Origin of the sequence: Vibrio sp. (assembly GCF_047973365.1) — a bacterium.
GTDB lineage: Bacteria > Pseudomonadota > Gammaproteobacteria > Enterobacterales > Vibrionaceae > Vibrio.
Genome location: NZ_JBKEBW010000091.1, coordinates 25148 through 43481, shown reverse-complemented (window position 1 = coordinate 43481; position 18334 = coordinate 25148). Strand labels below are relative to the sequence as shown.

16 protein-coding genes and 1 pseudogene are annotated in these 18334 nt (G+C 45.1%); 1 reads left to right on the top strand and 16 read right to left on the bottom strand.

What is annotated here, in order from left to right; translation table 11 throughout:
- The 16 genes and pseudogenes from ACK5MF_RS12545 to pilM all read right to left on the bottom strand — a co-directional run.
- Window positions 1-201: pseudogene (locus ACK5MF_RS12545) on the bottom strand (helix-turn-helix domain-containing protein); the annotation flags it as partial.
- A 122-nt stretch (window positions 202-323) separates the two neighbouring features.
- Window positions 324-1817: a succinylglutamate-semialdehyde dehydrogenase gene (astD, locus tag ACK5MF_RS12540; RefSeq protein ID WP_416922712.1), complete on the bottom strand. Its 1494-nt coding sequence runs from the start codon at window positions 1815-1817 to the stop codon at window positions 324-326.
- A 23-nt stretch (window positions 1818-1840) separates the two neighbouring features.
- On the bottom strand, window positions 1841-3052 hold the full coding sequence (locus ACK5MF_RS12535; RefSeq protein WP_416922710.1) for an aspartate aminotransferase family protein: 1212 nt from the start codon (window positions 3050-3052) through the stop codon (window positions 1841-1843).
- A 392-nt stretch (window positions 3053-3444) separates the two neighbouring features.
- On the bottom strand, window positions 3445-4023 hold the full coding sequence (locus tag ACK5MF_RS12530) for an aminodeoxychorismate/anthranilate synthase component II (protein WP_416922708.1): 579 nt from the start codon (window positions 4021-4023) through the stop codon (window positions 3445-3447).
- 152 nt (window positions 4024-4175) lie between these two features.
- Entirely contained in the window at window positions 4176-5195 is a 1020-nt protein-coding gene (gene trpS, locus ACK5MF_RS12525; RefSeq protein WP_416922706.1) for a tryptophan--tRNA ligase, read from the bottom strand.
- Between the two features lie 174 nt (window positions 5196-5369).
- Window positions 5370-6044, bottom strand: a complete 675-nt coding sequence (locus ACK5MF_RS12520; RefSeq protein ID WP_416922704.1) for a phosphoglycolate phosphatase — start codon at window positions 6042-6044, stop codon at window positions 5370-5372.
- A gap of 36 nt (window positions 6045-6080) precedes the next feature.
- Window positions 6081-6755 (bottom strand): ribulose-phosphate 3-epimerase, encoded by a 675-nt coding sequence (gene rpe / locus ACK5MF_RS12515; protein ID WP_416922702.1) that lies wholly within the window; start codon window positions 6753-6755, stop codon window positions 6081-6083.
- A 165-nt stretch (window positions 6756-6920) separates the two neighbouring features.
- The gene (locus tag ACK5MF_RS12510; RefSeq protein ID WP_416922700.1) at window positions 6921-7742 is read right to left on the bottom strand and encodes a Dam family site-specific DNA-(adenine-N6)-methyltransferase; all 822 of its coding nucleotides are present in this window, start codon (window positions 7740-7742) and stop codon (window positions 6921-6923) included.
- A 70-nt stretch (window positions 7743-7812) separates the two neighbouring features.
- A complete protein-coding gene (locus tag ACK5MF_RS12505; RefSeq protein ID WP_416922698.1) occupies window positions 7813-9330 on the bottom strand; it encodes an AAA family ATPase in 1518 nt (505 codons plus the stop codon).
- Window positions 9331-9376: 46 nt separating this feature from the next.
- A complete protein-coding gene (gene aroB / locus ACK5MF_RS12500) occupies window positions 9377-10462 on the bottom strand; it encodes a 3-dehydroquinate synthase (RefSeq protein WP_416922696.1) in 1086 nt (361 codons plus the stop codon).
- 27 nt (window positions 10463-10489) lie between these two features.
- Window positions 10490-11011: a shikimate kinase AroK gene (aroK, locus tag ACK5MF_RS12495; protein WP_416922694.1), complete on the bottom strand. Its 522-nt coding sequence runs from the start codon at window positions 11009-11011 to the stop codon at window positions 10490-10492.
- A 186-nt stretch (window positions 11012-11197) separates the two neighbouring features.
- The gene (locus ACK5MF_RS12490) at window positions 11198-12937 is read right to left on the bottom strand and encodes a type IV pilus secretin PilQ (RefSeq protein ID WP_416922692.1); all 1740 of its coding nucleotides are present in this window, start codon (window positions 12935-12937) and stop codon (window positions 11198-11200) included.
- A 42-nt stretch (window positions 12938-12979) separates the two neighbouring features.
- Entirely contained in the window at window positions 12980-13495 is a 516-nt protein-coding gene (locus ACK5MF_RS12485; protein WP_416922690.1) for a pilus assembly protein PilP, read from the bottom strand.
- The gene (locus tag ACK5MF_RS12480; protein WP_416922688.1) at window positions 13488-14090 is read right to left on the bottom strand and encodes a type 4a pilus biogenesis protein PilO; all 603 of its coding nucleotides are present in this window, start codon (window positions 14088-14090) and stop codon (window positions 13488-13490) included. The genes ACK5MF_RS12485 and ACK5MF_RS12480 overlap by 8 nt, the downstream gene beginning before the upstream one ends.
- Window positions 14083-14670, bottom strand: a complete 588-nt coding sequence (locus ACK5MF_RS12475) for a PilN domain-containing protein (RefSeq protein WP_416922686.1) — start codon at window positions 14668-14670, stop codon at window positions 14083-14085. Before ACK5MF_RS12475 ends, ACK5MF_RS12480 begins: the two co-directional genes overlap by 8 nt.
- On the bottom strand, window positions 14660-15712 hold the full coding sequence (gene pilM / locus ACK5MF_RS12470; protein ID WP_416922684.1) for a type IV pilus assembly protein PilM: 1053 nt from the start codon (window positions 15710-15712) through the stop codon (window positions 14660-14662). The genes ACK5MF_RS12475 and pilM overlap by 11 nt, the downstream gene beginning before the upstream one ends.
- A 142-nt stretch (window positions 15713-15854) precedes the next feature.
- Here pilM and ACK5MF_RS12465 point away from each other — a divergent pair, with 142 nt between their 5' ends.
- Complete coding sequence (locus ACK5MF_RS12465) at window positions 15855-18332, top strand: penicillin-binding protein 1A (protein WP_416922682.1); 2478 nt, start codon at window positions 15855-15857, stop codon at window positions 18330-18332.
- The last annotated feature ends 2 nt before the right edge of the window (window positions 18333-18334 follow it).

Sequence of the window (18334 nt, the reverse complement as noted above, 5' to 3'; positions counted from 1 at the left end):
CAACGCTTCCAGCTTAGCTTCCGCACTAAGAGAATGGCCATCAATTAAAAATGAATTTGAACCATGCATAGTGAAAACATGAGCCCAATAACGAACATGTTTTGTTGGGACAGAATATTTTTCAGCGAGCTCTCGAGGAGTGGAGCCATCAAGATACTTTTTAGCTACTTTGAACTTTAACTCGCGACTGTATTTGGACATAAATAAAAGACCCCCAATAATTGGTTGTCCAACTATTGGGGGTCACTTCAAAGCATGGGAACGAGAGAAAACTTTCTGCTCAGCGAATGGCCAATTTGATCATATTTTTACCTAGGACGGTATTACAGTTCAACACCCGGGCTTAGTGTCGCTGGAAGCTCGGTTGCCGAACCTTCCATTGATGCCATAGGGTAAGCACAGTAGTCCGCAGCGTAGAATGCGCTTGGACGCAGGTTACCTGAAGCGCCCGGTCCACCAAATGGTGCATCACCACTCGCTCCCGTTAGCTGACGGTTGCGATTAACAATACCGGCACGAATGTGGTCTACGAAGTATTCCCACTCTGCATCATCGGTAGTCACAAGACCAGCCGACAGACCAAAACGAGTATTGTTAGCCAATTCAACGGCTTGCTCTAGAGTTTGATAACGCACTAATTGCAGCAGCGGACCAAAGTACTCTTCATCAGGAAGTTGCGCGATAGCCGTAACATCAATAATACCCGGCGAGACAAACGCAGCACCTTTACTTTGCGCTTCAACAAGGCTGTTACCGCCCAGTGATTGAAGATTCGCTTGTGCATGCAAAATAAAGTCGGCAGCCGCTTTAGAGATTTGTGGCCCCATAAATGGCGCAGGCTCAGCAAATGGTTGATCCATACGCAGCTTCTTAGTTGCTTCGATTAAGCGAGCCACGAGTTCATCACCTTTCGCCCCCATCGGAACGTACAGGCGACGCGCACAGGTACAACGTTGACCAGCACTGATAAATGCAGACTGAATGATGGTATAAACCGTTGCGTTTAACTCACCGAACTGCTCAGAAATCAGCATGGGATTATTCCCGCCCATTTCTAGCGCGAGCATCTTATCTGGTTGACCCGCAAATTGGCGATGCAGGATGTGCCCCGTATTAGCACTACCGGTAAACAGTAGACCATCAATACCTTTGGACTGAGCGAGCGCGATGCCGGTTTCTTTACCGCCTTGTATCAGGTTGATAACACCGGCTGGCAGACCGGCGGCTTGCCAAAGCTTCATCGTGACTTCAGCCGTCCATGGCGTTTGCTCTGAAGGCTTAAACACCACAGTGTTACCTGCCAGTAACGCAGGAACAATATGACCATTTGGCAAATGACCCGGGAAATTGTACGGGCCAAATACTGCCATAACACCTAGCGGGCGGTGGCGCAGTACAATTTGGTTACCCGCCGCTTCACGTACCGTTTCACCAGTACGCTCATGGTATGCACGAATGGAGATAGCAATTTTACCCGCCATTGCAGCCGCTTCAGTGCGAGTCTCCCAAATGGGTTTCCCCGTTTCTTTCGCGATCACTTCGGCAATTTGTTCGCTACTTTGTTTAATTTTTTCCGCAAAAGCGAGCAGAACTTTTTCACGCTCTGCGACAGGCAGTTTTTTCCAGCGAACAAAGGCATTACGAGCAGAAGCGACCGCTTGTTCGACTTGCTGTTGTGTTGCACTTTGACCTTGCCAAATGATTTCATCATTATAAGGGCTTAAAGATGAAAGCATTTCACCTTTACCTTCTAACCACTGCCCGGCGATCCACTGTTGCCCTGCTATCCTCGGTTGTTCTGCTGCCCACTGAGTCATGCTCTATTCCTTGTCGCTTAGCTTTACACAAGTGATGCGATTGCTTTATCCAAACGCGCTAAGCCTTGTTCAATTTCTTCTTTTTCGATGACTAACGATGGCGTCAAACGAACTACGTTGGCACCCGCCATCAGAATCATTAGACCTTGTTTACCGGCGGCAACAAGAATGTCGCGAGCCCGACCTTGCCACTCTTCGTTTAACGCAGCACCGATCAACAGACCTTTACCGCGAACTTCAGAAAACACCTTGTACTTAGCATTAATCTTCTCTAAACCTGCACGGAATAGCGCTTCTCGCTCAAGCACACCTGCCAGAGTTTCAGGTTGGCTAATGATGTCCACGACCGCTTCTGCTACCGCACAGGCTAGTGGGTTGCCGCCGTAGGTAGAACCGTGTGTACCGGGCTTAAAGTGCTGTGCAAGCTCAGTTGTGGTTAGCATGGCACCGATAGGGAAACCACCGCCAAGAGATTTAGCTGTGCTGAGAATATCAGGAGTAATACCTAGACCTTGGTATGCGAAGAAGTGACCAGTACGACCGTTACCCGTTTGAACTTCATCGAAAATCAATAACGCATTGTATTTGTCACACAGCTCACGAACCGTTTGGATGAACTCTGGCGTTGGCGAGACAATACCACCTTCACCTTGCAGTGGTTCGATCATCACCGCGCAAGTGCGATCCGAGATGTGTGCACGCAGCGCTTCAACGTTGTTGTACTCAAGGTGAGTAATGTCACCCGGTTTTGGACCAAAACCGTCTGAGTAAGCGGCTTGACCACCAACGGTGACAGTGAAAAAAGTACGACCGTGGAAACCTTGTTTAAAGGCAATGATTTCAGATTTATCAGGGCCGAACTCATCTGCGGCATAGCGGCGCGCAAGCTTAAGTGCTGCTTCGTTTGCTTCTGCACCTGAGTTTGAGAAAAATACTTTTTCCGCAAAGCTGATTTCGGTCAGTTTCTTCGCCAGACGAAGTGCTGGCTCGTTTGTCATCACGTTACTGAGATGCCAAAGCTTGTTGCCTTGCTCGGTCAACGCGTTAACCATCGCTGGGTGACAATGACCTAAACCACTCACCGCGATACCGCCAGCAAAATCAATGTACTCATTGCCTTGTTGATCCCATACGCGTGAGCCTTGTCCCTTAACCGGGATGAATTCCATTGGGTTATAACAAGGTACCATCACCTCATCAAACAGACCGCGTTCTACATTCATTTCAGTTGTCATTGCTCGTCCCTTTTTAATACTGCACGCCTTGTAGATCGTCGACCTAACTACAAAAATATAAGCTTGATATTTTGTATATTATTTTAGTGAGCGCAGCATTGTATTTACAAAATATTGACCATTTCAATAGTGATTTATCCCTTCACAGTCTTTTCCCGACTAATAAATGACACTACTGTTGAGTATTTATGCAACAAGCCAAGACTTTTATGAAGCAATTTCTACGTTTCATCACAAAATAATTAGCAGAACCCCATAAGAAATGAGCTATTCGGTAAAAAGCAGATGAAATATCACGAATAAAATTTCACCAGAGACAAATCATGGCATTGAGATAAGGAAAATAATGAATAGTGATCTCTGTCAGGGAATGATGACTTAGTACAAGTCAATCAACGACGTAGGAAATTTGCTAACAACTCATGCCCTTGTTCTGTTTTGATCGACTCAGGATGAAACTGAACGGCATCAATCGCTAGGCTTTTATGTTGATAACCCATAATTTCATCCATGCTGCCATCTGGGAGCTCAGTCCATGCCGTTAATTCAAAACAATCAGGAAAGGAGTCTGTTTTCACCACTAAAGAGTGGTAACGAGTCACAGTGAGGGGATTATTCAAACCAGCAAAAACACTCTTGCCATTGTGCTTAATTGGCGATGTTTTGCCATGCATCACTTGGCGGGCTCTCACCACTTCGCCGCCAAAGACCTGCGCTATGGCTTGATGTCCGAGACAAACACCGAGAATAGGCAATTTCCCGGTAAAATGTTTAATCGCATCCAACGAAATACCCGCATCGTTTGGCGTGCATGGTCCGGGAGAAATAACCAGATGGGAAGGAGCCAATGCTTCAATTTGTTCTAATGTGATCTCATCATTACGCACCACTTTCACTTGTGCGCCCAGCTCGCAAAAATACTGGTACAAGTTATAAGTAAAAGAGTCGTAGTTATCGATGATGAGTAACATAGGCTGAAATATCTATTGCAATGAGAACCACCCGCATTCTACGAATCCACTGCTCAGATTCAATCTATAACATTCAATCTATAACAATGGCACGCCAAAATGATAAATGGTGAAAAGGCTAGCAAAGCTAGCCTTGGAATACGGATTGAATACTAATATGGACGCGCCACAAAACCGACGGCTTGGTATACGTTCTTCAGCGTTTGCAGTGCACGAGCCGATGCTTTTTCAGCACCATCACGCATTACGCTGTTTAAGTATTCGCGATCATTACGGATACGTGCATATTCAGCTTGCACTGGTTCAAGCATCGCAACCAATGCTTCACCAACGTCTTTCTTGAACGGACCGTACATTTCAACCCCGGCATAATCGGCTTCAATCTCAGCAAAAGTTTTGCCTGTTGCTGCTGAGTACAAGCCCATTAGGTTAGAAATACCCGCCTTGTTCTCAACATCGTGAGCGATACGTGGCGGCGTTTCTGTATCGGTTTGCGCTTTATTAATCTTCTTAATGATCGACTTAGGATCTTCTAGCAGAGTGATCACGTTTTTGCGGTTATCGTCTGATTTAGACATCTTCTTGGTCGCATCTTGCAAGCTCATCACCCGTGCGTTTACCGTTGGAATGTACGGCTCTGGAATGGTGAAGATTGGCGCTTCTGGCGCATAGATGTTGTTAAAACGAGTGGCAATGTCGCGCGCCAACTCTAAATGTTGCTTCTGGTCGCTGCCAACTGGTACTTGATGCGCACCATACAACAGAATATCTGCCGCCATTAACACTGGGTAATCAAACAGACCCACGTTGACATCATTCGCATAACGTTCTGATTTGTCTTTAAACTGAGTCATACGGCTCAGTTCACCCATTTGTGTATAACAGTTCAATACCCAACCAAGTTGAGCATGCTCCGGTACGTGAGACTGAACAAAAAGCGTGCTCTTCTTCGGATCAACACCAACGGCCAAACAAATCGCCAAGGCGTCTAGCGTTGCTTCATGCAGGGCTTTAGGCTCTTGGCGAACCGTAATTGCATGTAAATCAACAACACAATATTGGCAATCATAATCGTCTTGCATTTGGTGCCATTGACGTAGAGCACCCAAGTAGTTACCGATACTTAGTTCGCCAGATGGCTGAACACCACTCAATACGATGGGTTTGCTCATGGGTATGATTTCCTTGTTACAGATAAGAATATAAGGTCAAACAGTCTAACGCGCTGAATCGGTTTATAACCTGAACATTTCAGCGCGATTTAGCAGTGTACTCATTAACGAGTATTTTTCTAGTTAAGAATTCTCTCGTTAACCATCTTCTAGTTAAAAAAATAGTTTTTATGCTCAAACCGCCACAACATCGAGCAATTGTGCAATGTCATCAGCAACATAATCTGGGTTTGCATTGGCAATAGGTTCACCGTGGTTGTAACCGTAAGTTAAAGCAAACGAAGCGCAGCCCGCGTTTTTCGCCGCCAGAATGTCGTTTTTGGAATCACCGACCATCAGCATTTGGCTGGCGTCCAACTGATGTTTTTCTAACAGCCAGTTTAAAGCCATAGGATCAGGCTTTTTATTGGGGAAGGTGTCGCCGCCAATCACGTCAGTAAAGTACTGAGCGATATTGTGTTGTTCCAGTACGTGCGGCACAAACTTAGACGGTTTATTGGTCACCAATGTCAGAGTAAAACCCGCCTGATGCAAAGACGCCAACGTCTCTTTGACATTGCGGTATAAGTGACTGAGTTTGTGACCGGTCTTTTGGTAAAAATCATCAAACAGCTCACGAGCTTTTGTCTGCACGTCTTTATCCAACGCAGGGTCAACGACAAGGCTACGACTTAAAGAACGACCAATAAGAATATCGGCACCGTTGCCAACATAATCTCTCACTTCAACTTCTGTCACACCAGGGTAACCTAATGCTTGTACGGCTTGATCTGCTGCGACAGCCAAATCTGGAACGCTATCCAATAACGTACCATCTAAATCAAAAGCGATCAGTTTTATTTGCTTCACTATCAACTTCCCTAACTTTCTCTTTTCTATTAATAATTATTTTTCAACATCAGCCAACTGTGCACGCATATCATCAATCACAGCTTTGTAATCGGGTTGGTCAAAAATCGCTGAACCTGCAACAAACATATCAGCGCCAGCTTCAGCTATTTCACGGATGTTTTCCACTTTAACACCGCCATCCACTTCCAAGCGAATATCGCGACCGCTTTGATCAATCAACTTACGCACCGCGCGCAGTTTATCCAATGTATGTGGAATAAACGATTGACCACCAAAACCTGGGTTTACCGACATCAGCAGAATCATATCCACTTTATCCATCAGGTAATCCAAGTGGCTTAATGATGTCGCAGGGTTTAAAACCACACCCGCTTTACAGCCGTGTTCTTTAATCAGTTGCAATGTACGGTCAACGTGCTCTGACGCTTCCACATGGAAAGTAATCATAGAGGCACCCGCTTTAGCAAAATCAGGGATGATGCGGTCAACAGGTTTAACCATCAAGTGCACATCGATTGGTGCAGTAATGCCATAGTCACGCAGCGCTTTACAAATCGGTGCACCAAAAGTCAGGTTAGGTACGTAGTGATTATCCATCACATCAAAGTGCACAACGTCAGCACCGGCTGCGAGCGCTTTTTCGACATCTTCTCCCAGACGAGCTAAATCTGCGGAAAGAATGGATGGAGCAATGAGAAAATCTTTCATACCTGACCTCTTAGGCTTATTGAATGCAAGCTGAACACAATGTGTGCATCATTCTACCTAAGGGAGGCTGTAGATCCTAGCGTTAAGGGCTTCGGTTTTTCTAAGCAGGGCGATTTAGCGAAGAAGATAGCTAGCAAATCTTCCCAAGCATTAACAGTGTTGAATTTAAGAGCGGGCGTTGAACAGTGCCAGCAATTCATCCACTTTATTACGACCAGAGCCATTGCTACTAATCGTGCGTTTTACCTTGACCACATTTAACTGCGCACCGTTATAGAGGCGGCGGGTTAAAATGGTATCGTGGTTTGAAATCAAGACCGGGATATTGCGTTCGCTTGCGGTTTTCTCTGCGATGTCAGCTAGCGCTGCCTGATCATCAAGCGTAAAACCGGCACCAGCATATGAAGTGAAATTTGCCGTGTTCGACAGTGGCGCATACGGTGGATCGCAATAAATCACACTGCTCTTGCCGGCTTGACGAAATGTCTCTTCGTAACCGGCACAGATAAACGTCGCTTTTTGCGCTTTTTGTGCGAAGAATTCCAGTTCCGATTCTGGGAAATACGGCTTTTTATAGGATCCAAATGGAACGTTGAATCCACCCTTTTTGTTGTAACGGCAAAGGCCGTTAAAACCAAAACGGTTCATGTATAGAAATGCCAGCGAGCGATAGAAAACATCGTCAGAGCGATTGAACTGCGAGCGGACATCGAGATAGAACTCTTTACGGTTGTTGTCGGCCACAAACCAACGTCTAGCTTCGGTAATATACTGCTGTGGATTTTCTTTCAGTAACTTGTAGAGATTAACTAGATCGGGGTTAATATCTGCCAGCAGATAGTGCTCATACTCTGTGTTCAAGAATATGGAACCGGCACCGACAAATGGCTCTACCAATTGTTCAGCAGATGGCAAATGGCGTTGAATATCCTCGACTAGACCATATTTACCACCAGCCCATTTCAGAAAGGCACGCTGCTTTTTCATCTACTGCTCTAATTCTTAACCACAAAAATAAGGCTACGGAATGTAACACATTTTGTCAGCGAGCTCAGGTTTATTTCGCACGTTCAATCTCTCTATGCACTTGGCTTAACGATTTTGCCCAAGGTCCAAGTTGTTGCAAAGGATTTGACAAGGTTTCTACCGCATCTCTCGCTAACTGAATGGTTGGATAGTTGCTGTAGGTAATAATGTACCATTCTGCATCATTTCTGAGTGTCGGGTAGACATTGACCTTACCTTGCAACTGATACTGATTGATGAAACGCTGTGCATCAGCAATGGAATTAAAAGCACCCAATTGTAAGGTATAGCTGCGAGGAGACATGGCTTTCAGCTCTTCTCTCGCAAACGAAAAGGTCACTTTTACTGCCGGCGGAGTTTCGGTTACGGCGGTCACAGGTTTGGCTTGCTCAATATCCACGGTTTGCGCCGCTGTTATAGTTGTTTGAGAGACAGAAGCTTGAGAGACAGAAACTTGCGGTACAGCAGACTCATCCACCAGAGTATCGATCTTAGAGGTATCCGCTTTCTCGGGTTTACCTTCTAACAGAGCATCCACCACATCAGAGGTGATCACCACGCGCTGTTGGTCACTGTCAGACACACCAACACCTTCTTCGCTCTCAACAACATCCGGCGGTAATGCTGCAGAATCGTCAGTGATACTGTTTTCAAGCGGAGATGATGGCGTGGTATTTATCGAGTTGGTATCTGTCGTCGGAGTCGGCTCACTCAGGGTAGGAATCACCGTTTGCTCTTTGACCAGAGTCATCTGTTGCGCTTTGTCGTCTGGAGACGGTTGTGACAACCACCACCAGTAACCACCACCAATCAATAACAGCAGCAACACGACCAACAGAGCCACTTTCACTGGCGAACCAATAATTGAGCGAATCACAATACGTTTTTCCATTTTCTGTTCTCCCAGAGCCATAATTTCTCCTGGTAAGTTTTTCACTTTTTTATAAGCTGCTCTTACGCGGCGTTCATGCTCGTCATCAACATAACGCATAACTCGTTGTTCAAACAAACGATCGGCTTCATCGCGACTCAGCAATTCAATTTCTAAGTCAACTGGTTTGTGTTCTTGTCCGTAGCTTAAACGAGTTAATAACGCATCTAAACCAATAGATTGCGCAAACAGGACTACGTTCACTGTCCAGTGCGGATTTGCCTGAGATTCTAAGATCCACATCCACAATTCAGAGACTAATGTTTCCGACAACAGATGAGCATCATCGATGACCACAACCACATCACATTGGGCTTGCTCAAACAGATGTGAAAAACTTTCCACCAGAGAGTCTTTAGGGTTGAACAGAGATTCAGAGCTGAGCTGAGAAAGAATGGTTAGACGTCGTTGTTCGTCGTTTTGATTAGGATGACACATGAGCAATGACTGATTTTTGTCATTTGCCCACGCTTCAAGGTAACGCTGTGCCAGCCAAGATTTACCGGCTCCTTGGTTACCACAGACATTGATTAAATTTGAGCTAAAACGAGTGAGAAGCTGTAAACGCTCCAATAACTCGGTCTGAGAATCTAATTCCAGTACATGTGCCAAATTCATCGTTCATCCTAAAGGAAAACAGCATTACCCTAAAGTAAGCACCCCGCTATAGGGTGCGACAATAATCGATCGCCTGCTCAATAATGGTTTCCGGTACGCCTTTCACTACCTCTGATGCACCAATACTGGTTGGTAATACCAGGCGTAACTCGCCCGCCAGCACTTTTTTATCGCGCATCATGTGTTTCATGAAATCATCGAAAGACATGCTTTCTGGGGTATGTACCAGCAATTTTGCTCTTTTAAATATAGAAAGGATTCGCTCAACTTGTTGCTCGGTAATAAAACCTTGCAGTTGCGCTGTTTTCGCCGCCATCATGGTTCCTGCGGAAACCGCTTCACCATGTAGCCAATTGCCATATCCAAGTTCAGCTTCAATCGCATGACCAAATGTATGACCTAAATTCAACAAGGCACGAATGCCCGATTCCTTTTCATCTTGAGCAACAACTTCCGCTTTAATCTGGCAACAACGCGCGATTGCGTACGTCAGAGCTTGTTCATCCAACGCATACAGTTCATCCATATGTTGTTCTAACCAAACGAAAAAAGCTTCGTCGTAGATAATACCATACTTGATAACTTCAGCCATGCCTGCCGCGAATTCTCGCTCTGGAAGAGTATTCAGGCAGTTGGTATCAATAATGACTGCTTTCGGCTGGTAAAAGGCACCAATCATGTTTTTACCCAGAGGATGGTTTACTGCGGTTTTACCACCAACAGAAGAGTCCACTTGAGAAAGCAGTGTTGTGGGTATCTGAATAAAGTCCACACCACGTTGATAACATGAGGCAGCAAAACCAACCAAGTCACCGATAACACCACCACCTAAAGCGATGATGACCACATCTCGGCTGTGATTGTGCTCAAGCAGGAAGCTCAAAACGGTATTGAATGTTTCTAAGGTTTTGTATTTCTCGCCATCAGGCAGTTCCAGAACCGAACTGATGCAACCTTTTTGCTCAAGTAACGTTGTGATTTTACTCGCATACAATGGAGCCACGGTATGGTTTGTAATGACTACGACTTTTTGTTTTGCGGAAAGAGAAAGAAGAGCCGGATCATTAAATAATCCGGCACCAATTGAGATAGGGTAGCTACGTTCACCTAAGCTGACCGTGATCCGTTCCATGGTCTGCACTCCAATAAAAAGAACAAATTAGTTATGTTCTTCTAGCATTTTTACGATCTGATTGGCTACCACTTTTGCACTTTGGTCATCTGTACGTACGGTAATGTCCGCGATTTCTTCGTACAGAGGGTTACGACCATCAGCTAAACTCTCTAAAACTTCTCGCGGGCTGTCCGTTTGTAGTAATGGACGCTTTTTGTCGCGGTTGGTGCGAGCAAGTTGCTTTTCGATGGTGGTTTCTAAATATACGACAATACCACGTGCAGATAGGCGGTTACGGTTTTCTTTGCTCAATACAGAGCCACCACCAGTCGCTAGAACAATACCTTGCTGTTCAGTGAGGTCATTAATGACCGTTTCTTCGCGTTTGCGGAAACCTTCTTCACCTTCAACATCGAATACCCATGCGATATCAGCACCAGTGCGCTCTTCGATAACTGTATCAGAGTCTACAAACTCCATATGCAGTTGTTGAGCCAGGTGTCGACCAATTGTACTTTTGCCGGCGCCCATAGGACCGACAAGAAAAATATTGCGTTTCTCAGCCATGTTTAGCAGTAATTTACAACGTTAATTCAATGACATCGCCACAAAATTCGCCGGACATAAGTCAACGATAGGAATGCTTGTGGCACCTATTCCTCACAGATATTTCGTGATAAGACCCGAAATTATCTAGATCTGGTGGCACTAATGCAACTTTAATTTTCCTTCATAATGAATAATAGCGATAAGTTATTGAATAACCACTTTAGGTGTAACAAATATTAATAGCTCACTTTTACCCATTTTTTCGTAGCTTCGACGAAATAACGCCCCTAATAACGGAAGATCGCCTAATAAAGGCACTTTCTCGACTGAGCTGTTTACGCTGTGTTGAAAAATCCCGCCTAACACCACTGTCTCACCGTTGTTTACTAATACCTGCGTTCCTATTCTCTGCGTGTTAATCGCGACAGCTTCACCGGTGCCTGTTTTTACCACATCACCGACACGGTCTTGAGTCACGCTAAGATCAAGCACTAAACGGTTGTCGGGGGTGATTTGCGGAGTCACCATTAGACTCAATACCGCTTTTCTAAACGAGACCGAGGAAGCACCACTGGAAGACGCTTCCAAATAAGGCAGCTCTGTACCTTGTTCTATATAGGCCGGTTTTTTATTGGTAGTAATCAACCTCGGGCTAGAAATAACCTCGGCCTTTGATTCTCTTTGTAGAGCAGAAAGTTCTAAGTCCAACAGTGTATCTGCCCCCAGCTTTGCCACCTGAAACGCAATGCTTGAGGCTCCTGTGGTTGTCGCAGCTAAATTCACATTCAGGAAATCATCGATGGATACCATCTTTTTCCCCTCTGGCCCCTCTCCTTGCTCTCCGGCACCATAAAGACCTGCTGCAAACAAGTTACTCTCGATACTGCTTCCTGAACTATGGCTGCCATTGGTTGTGGTATGCCCCCAACGCACTCCCAGCTCTTCTATATCGCCTTCGTTCACGGTAACAATACGTGCTTCAATCTGCACTTGTTTTACCGGAACATCTAACGATTTGACAATATCCCGGATAACCGTAACGTTCTCTGGTAATTCACGAATTAACAGTGCATTGGTTCTTTCATCAATACTGATTGAGCCTCGCTCGGATAGCATGCTGAGCGGCCCTTCACCATTAATCATCTTGGCGATATCTGAAGCTTTAGCAAAACTGACGCTAATAATGTCGGATTGCAAATCACCCAACGTTTCTTCCATGCGTGCTTGTTCTAGCTTTTGTTGTTCTCGTAGATCAAACTCGCTCTTGGTCGCCACTAAAATCACATTACCATCAATTCGCTTATCCAACCCTCGCGCCTCAAGGATGATGTTGAGCGCCTTTTGCCAAGGAACCTCATCAAGGCGTAGCGTCATATTGCCGGTCACAGAATCAGACACCACGAGGTTGAACTCGTTATAATCAGCAATAAGCTGCAGCACGCTCCGCACCGGAATATCCTGAAAGTTAATGGATATCGGCTTGCTGTCCTGTTCTGTCAGCAATTGCTGTTTCGCTTTGGCAGTCACCCCTCGGATCACCACTTCCAACACATTGTGATTGAGCTGGTAATGGTATTGGTAATCGCCTGTCACTTTCACCTCAAGAAGACCATCTGGTTGCTGACGGAATACTTCAATAGACTCAACAAGGGTAGCGAAATCAGACACATCTAGCACAAAAAGTTTATCGTCTGGAACTTGTGTATTGAGGAGTTTAATGTTCAAACCGTTAGTCGTTTTTGCCACATCGACAATGGACGAAGTGGAAGCTAAGTCAACCAGGATAACCGCCGCTTTATCGGCATTAATGTTGAAATCAATGTTGTTCAGCTTATTTAAGATATTTTGCTCGGCACTGGCGGTTTGACACGCAACCACCAATAAGCAAGTGATTAGAAAAAAATGCCTAAGGATTTTATGCCCCATAGAAAGCCAATCATTCATGATAATTTTCTCCACTATCTACTTACTTCACCAACAATCTACTTACTTCAAAACCAACTTGACGTTACGCTGATTCCAACACCCTAAGCCATCGGGCAAGGTTTCTTTTATTAGCAAATACTCTTTGGCTACAGCCGAGACGCGCCCGTGATTGATACCGATATATTGCCCTTTTGCTATGTATGCCAACTTCCCGTCGGGAGTCTGGATCAGTGCTGATGTACTTTTGCCGTTACTCATAACGCCCTTAAATTTCAGTTGCTTTAAGGCAAAACGTTCTAGGGGACCCTTGCTGGTGCGCTTGGCTGGCTGCCAACAATCTCTGTTCGCAATGGGTTGGTTTTGTGTCACGGCTTCTCTTGGCAGTTCGAAAGGCTCTCTTGCTTCGGTATTGGCATAAATAAACACGTCAAATGGCACAATAGGCTGTTGCGGAATGAGCTCCTTACGAGCCTGCAAAGTTACCTGCTCGACATAATCGACCAGAGAATCTTCATTTGCCTGACAGCCGAGCAAACCAATATACATCCAGAGCCAATAACAGCGTTTGTTATTCATTGCTAACCTCCGGCAAAGACTCATCTGGCTGATACTGATAGGTGAATGCACGCACTTTCAGATTCAAACGTTGGCTGTTTTGACTGATTCGTTGCCAGTCAACATGTTCGAAATAAATGATCCTTGGTAGCTGTGCGATAGCTTGTGAAAACTGACCGATGTGGTGGTACTCGCCAGTGAGCTCAAGATCGAGAGGCAAACGAGACAAAAATGCCTGTTGTTGTTTTTCACCCCAATCCATGCGAGTGAAATTAAGTTGATGCTTGATCCCGAGTTCATTGACTGCCGCCAGCATGGTTGCAAGCTCTTTCTGCTCCGGTAATTGCTGCAATAGATAGTCATAACGATCTGATAAGTGATCAAGTTGAGCTTTGAGTTGCGGCAGAGTTGCAGCTTGATGCGCTTTAACACGCAGCGCAGATTTTAATAATTGCTCTTCTTCTAACAGGGCATCTAAGGTGCTTTGCTTAGGCACTAAATAAAACCAGTATCCAGCAACTTGAATCAACAACGCGACAAGTAACAGCAGCGCGAGCTGAGGTATAAGAGGCCAATCTAAGATCTCATCCAGTTCCAGGTCATTAAAATCACTCATTGCTTCCTCCTTGCAATGATGGAATATCACGCCTCGCCATATGGAACGAAAAAGAGGTCTGGAAGCTTTGAAATTGCTTGCCAAAGCGATGATTGCCAGCAACGATGGAATGCATTTCAACATCCGAGATAAAAGAAGAATTTTCCAGCAGATCCAGCATAGTGGCTAATCGAGCGGTACTGTCACTGATTCCCCGCAGCTTGACACCATTACCATTCATACTCATTTGATCGACATAAACCCCTTCAGGAATGAGCCGGGGAATGAGGTCCATCAGTTGTGTGGTTTTATTGCGTTTTTTTTGCAGTGCTTCAACCATATCAAAACGAGCCATGAGATCCTGATACTCGTTTTCAACTTGTTTTAACGCATTGATCTGCCGATCCAATTCGCTGATATGTTGATTCAAAAATTCAACACGACCACGTTGTTTGTCGGCTTGCCGGTCGACATACCACCCGCCACCCCATTGCATTGCCATCGCCAATCCGACAGTCAGTAGCGAAACATAGATAAAGCGTCTTCTGTTGGACTGTTTTTGCGCTTCTCGCCAAGGTAGTAAGTTGATGTTATACAGCATGACCACCCCCTAACCAGTTGATACCAGATAATGCCAACCCTGCTGCTGTAGCAAAGGTTGACACAGGTACTTCGCAGCGATGGCGTTGACTCGATTTATAGTTAAAAAAGCTAGGTTTATAGTTAAAAAAGCTAGGTTTATGGCTAAAAAGACTAAAGGGATCCAACACGTCGCACATAAGCGCTGTTTTCTGTATCAATGCATTCTGTAGCGCTTCAATATTAGCCCCACCACCCGTGAGCCAAATGCCCGTTAAACTTGCCGGGCCATTAACCGAGATAAACAACTGAATTTGCTTTGCGATTTTTTCTGCCAACCCATCAACATCATCCTTTATTGGCAAAGCAGACTCTGACCGCGCTTGAATTGATATGCTGGCTACTCCTGCGGCTATTTGCTTATAGAACGGAGGTTTATTGACAAAATCTAAGCACAAGGTTGTTTGGCTATGGCCGATGTCCACCAGCAACCAATCCGCTTTCGCATACTTTTGGCTGGACAATTGCCACAGTCTGACCAAGGCATGGCTTTGAACTTCGGCCAGAACAGGTTTCAGCCCTGCTTTTTCTACAGCAAGAACTCGGCTTTCCACCACTTCCCTTTTAGTGGCATACACTTGGTAGGCTGCTATATTGTTTTTACTAAGACTTCCATCGGCTGATGGCTGTTTAATGATCGGCACAAAATCGAGATTCACGTCTTCCATCGCAAAAGGTGATTGATGTGAAAATGCTTGATGTATAGCAAACTCGCGTTCGTTCGCTTCAAGTTCGCTATCTATTTGTAATATTTTGCTAATTACCGTGTTGTCTGGGATGGCAATAACAACCTTTTGACTAAATAAAGGTAAACCCTTTTTTAGTTCTTTGAGTTTCTTTACAATTTTCTGATAAACCACAGCATGGTTATCAGCGAAAATATCGTCGGTAACACGTATTTCCTTATAACCGAACAGCGTATACTTACCAGCTGAAGGTTTTAGGACCACTGCTTTAATACTATGGTGACCGATATCGACACCCATAATTAATGATTGAACCATATAGCTCTACTCCAATAAGAAAGCTCCGCTAAAGCGCCTATTCGATCGGTAAATAAGCGGTAACTACTTTTGAGAGCTAAATTTTTAGCTTAGAGTACTCGGGTTTGCATTAAGGCAGCCTCTACTAAACAGGGATTCTCCGGTGAAGTTCATAAAGCGTTTAATAATTTTTTCATTGATTTGCATAACTCTTGGAGTCAGTACAATTTTTGGCTTCTATTTTTATGTAAAACCTGAGCTACCAGACGTCGCCACATTACGCGATGTTAAGCTTCAAACGCCAATGCAAGTCTTTAGTAAAGATGGCAAGCTCATCGCTCAGTTCGGTGAAAAGCGTCGTATTCCTCTCAGGCTGGAAGAGATGCCGAAAGAGCTGATAGAAGCGATCGTCGCAACAGAAGACTCTCGTTTCTATGACCATTATGGTTTTGACCCGATTGGTATTACCCGCGCAGCCTTTGCGGTTGTCGCATCAGGCAGTGCTTCTCAAGGTGCAAGTACCATCACTCAGCAGTTGGCTCGTAACTTCTTCTTGTCTAACGAGAAGAAAATCATGCGTAAAATCAAAGAGATTTTTATCGCCATTCACATTGAACAACTGCTTTCAAAAGAAGAAATCCTTGAGCTATACCTAAACAAAATTTACTTAGGTTACCGTTCATATGGGGTTGGTGCGGCAGCACAATCTTACTTTGGTAAAGAGGTCAAAGACCTAAGCTTAGGTGAAATCGCACTTATTGCGGGTTTGCCAAAAGCACCTTCAACAATGAACCCGATTTACTCTTTGGAAAGAGCAACTAACCGTCGTAATGTGGTATTGGCTCGAATGCTGTCCGAAAACTACATCACCCAAGCACAGTATGAACAGGCGCGCGCAGAAGTTTTACCGACCAATTATCATGGCGCTGAAATCGAGCTGAATGCGCCTTATGTCGCAGAGATTGCCCGTGCGTGGATGATTGAACGCTACGGCGAAGATGCTTATACCTCAGGCATGAACATTTACACCACGGTAGATTCTAAACGCCAACAAGCAGCTAACTTAGCGGCTATTCATAACCTGATTGCCTACGATGAACGCCACGGCTATCGTGGCGCAGAAAAAGAGTTGTGGAAATCGGGCCAAGCCGCTTGGTCGGAGGAACAAATTGTTGAACATCTAAAAAATGAACCTACCTATGGTGAACTTTCACCCGCGGTTGTCCTGAGCACGGAAGACAAAGCAGCCACGGTTTGGATTAAAAATCAAGGCGAGTTCACCATTGATTGGAATAATCTCAACTGGGCACGCCGCTTTATTACTGACGAACGCCAGGGTCCATTACCAACGAGCACCAAAGAAATCTTAGCAACAGGTCAACAGATCTGGGTACGTAATGTCGCTGAAGATGAATCTGAACAACCGGTTTGGCAATTAAGTCAAGTACCCAATGCCAATACTGCATTTGTTGCCATGGATCCAGAAGATGGCTCAATTGAAGCTCTTGTCGGCGGTTTCAACTTTGTACACAACAAATTTAACCGTGCAACGCAATCAGTACGCCAAGTAGGTTCAAGTATTAAACCATTTATCTATGCCGCGGGTTTAGACAAAGGGTTAACACTGGCTACGCTCATCAACGATGCACCAATCAATCAGTGGGATGAAAGCCAAGGTACAGCATGGCGGCCGAAGAACTCACCACCGACCTACACCGGTCCAACTCGTGTTCGTATTGGTTTAGCACAATCTAAAAACGTAATGGCCGTGCGCGTACTGCGTGAAGTCGGGTTGGAAGATACGCGTCAATATCTGACTCGCTTTGGGTTTGATCTTGACCAACTGCCAAAGTCAGAAACGATTGCACTTGGGGCAGGCAGCTTAACGCCAGTGAAAATGGCACAAGGCTATTCGGTATTTGCCAATGGTGGTTATTACGTTGAACCCTATTACATCCAAAAAGTAACAGGTCCATTCGGTGATTTGGAATTTGAAGCTGACCCGACAATAGTTTGCCGACAAAACTGCCCTAAAGTTGAAAACGAGTTTGATGAGCAAGATGCTGAACACCATTATGCGAAACAAGTACTTTCTGAACAAACGGCATTCCTTGTTCGTGAAATGATGTACAGCAACATTTGGGGGGGCGGTAACTGGGCTGAAAAAACCGGCTGGAATGGTACAGGGTGGCGCGCTCAAGCTCTCAAACGCCGAGATGTGGGCGGTAAAACCGGTACAACCAACGATTCAAAAGATGCCTGGTATAATGGTTATGCTCCGGGTGTGGTTGCTATCGCTTGGGTTGGCTTTGATGAACACAGCCGTAATCTAGGTAAAACGATACCCAATCCAAACATCGAAGACGATGTTTCAGGTGCGGAAGCGGGGGCAAAAACAGCTCAGCCGGCATGGATTGAGTTTATGAGCCTCGCTCTTGACGGTGTACCAGAACAAGAAAAAGCGCTGCCAAACGACATTGTGCGCGTTCGTATTGACCGGGACACAGGCCTGTTAACCAACAAGCAAGATGCCACATCTATGTTTGAATATTTCTTAAAAGGCACTGAACCCAAAGAGTATGTTCAGGAAAGTCTTTCCGGAGATATCTATTCAACCAGTAGTAGTGACGAACTGTTCTAGTC

Bases quoted from the DNA above. Each gene is read 5' to 3' on its own strand.
- astD (WP_416922712.1), bottom strand. From the start codon at position 1,817: ATGACTCAGTGGGCAGCAGAACAACCGAGGATAGCAGGGCAACAGTGG.
- ACK5MF_RS12535 (WP_416922710.1), bottom strand. From the start codon at position 3,052: ATGACAACTGAAATGAATGTAGAACGCGGTCTGTTTGATGAGGTGATG.
- ACK5MF_RS12530 (WP_416922708.1), bottom strand. From the start codon at position 4,023: ATGTTACTCATCATCGATAACTACGACTCTTTTACTTATAACTTGTAC.
- trpS (WP_416922706.1), bottom strand. From the start codon at position 5,195: ATGAGCAAACCCATCGTATTGAGTGGTGTTCAGCCATCTGGCGAACTA.
- rpe (WP_416922702.1), bottom strand. From the start codon at position 6,755: ATGAAAGATTTTCTCATTGCTCCATCCATTCTTTCCGCAGATTTAGCT.
- ACK5MF_RS12510 (WP_416922700.1), bottom strand. From the start codon at position 7,742: ATGAAAAAGCAGCGTGCCTTTCTGAAATGGGCTGGTGGTAAATATGGT.
- ACK5MF_RS12505 (WP_416922698.1), bottom strand. From the start codon at position 9,330: ATGAATTTGGCACATGTACTGGAATTAGATTCTCAGACCGAGTTATTG.
- aroB (WP_416922696.1), bottom strand. From the start codon at position 10,462: ATGGAACGGATCACGGTCAGCTTAGGTGAACGTAGCTACCCTATCTCA.
- aroK (WP_416922694.1), bottom strand. From the start codon at position 11,011: ATGGCTGAGAAACGCAATATTTTTCTTGTCGGTCCTATGGGCGCCGGC.
- ACK5MF_RS12490 (WP_416922692.1), bottom strand. From the start codon at position 12,937: ATGAATGATTGGCTTTCTATGGGGCATAAAATCCTTAGGCATTTTTTT.
- ACK5MF_RS12485 (WP_416922690.1), bottom strand. From the start codon at position 13,495: ATGAATAACAAACGCTGTTATTGGCTCTGGATGTATATTGGTTTGCTC.
- ACK5MF_RS12480 (WP_416922688.1), bottom strand. From the start codon at position 14,090: ATGAGTGATTTTAATGACCTGGAACTGGATGAGATCTTAGATTGGCCT.
- ACK5MF_RS12475 (WP_416922686.1), bottom strand. From the start codon at position 14,670: ATGCTGTATAACATCAACTTACTACCTTGGCGAGAAGCGCAAAAACAG.
- pilM (WP_416922684.1), bottom strand. From the start codon at position 15,712: ATGGTTCAATCATTAATTATGGGTGTCGATATCGGTCACCATAGTATT.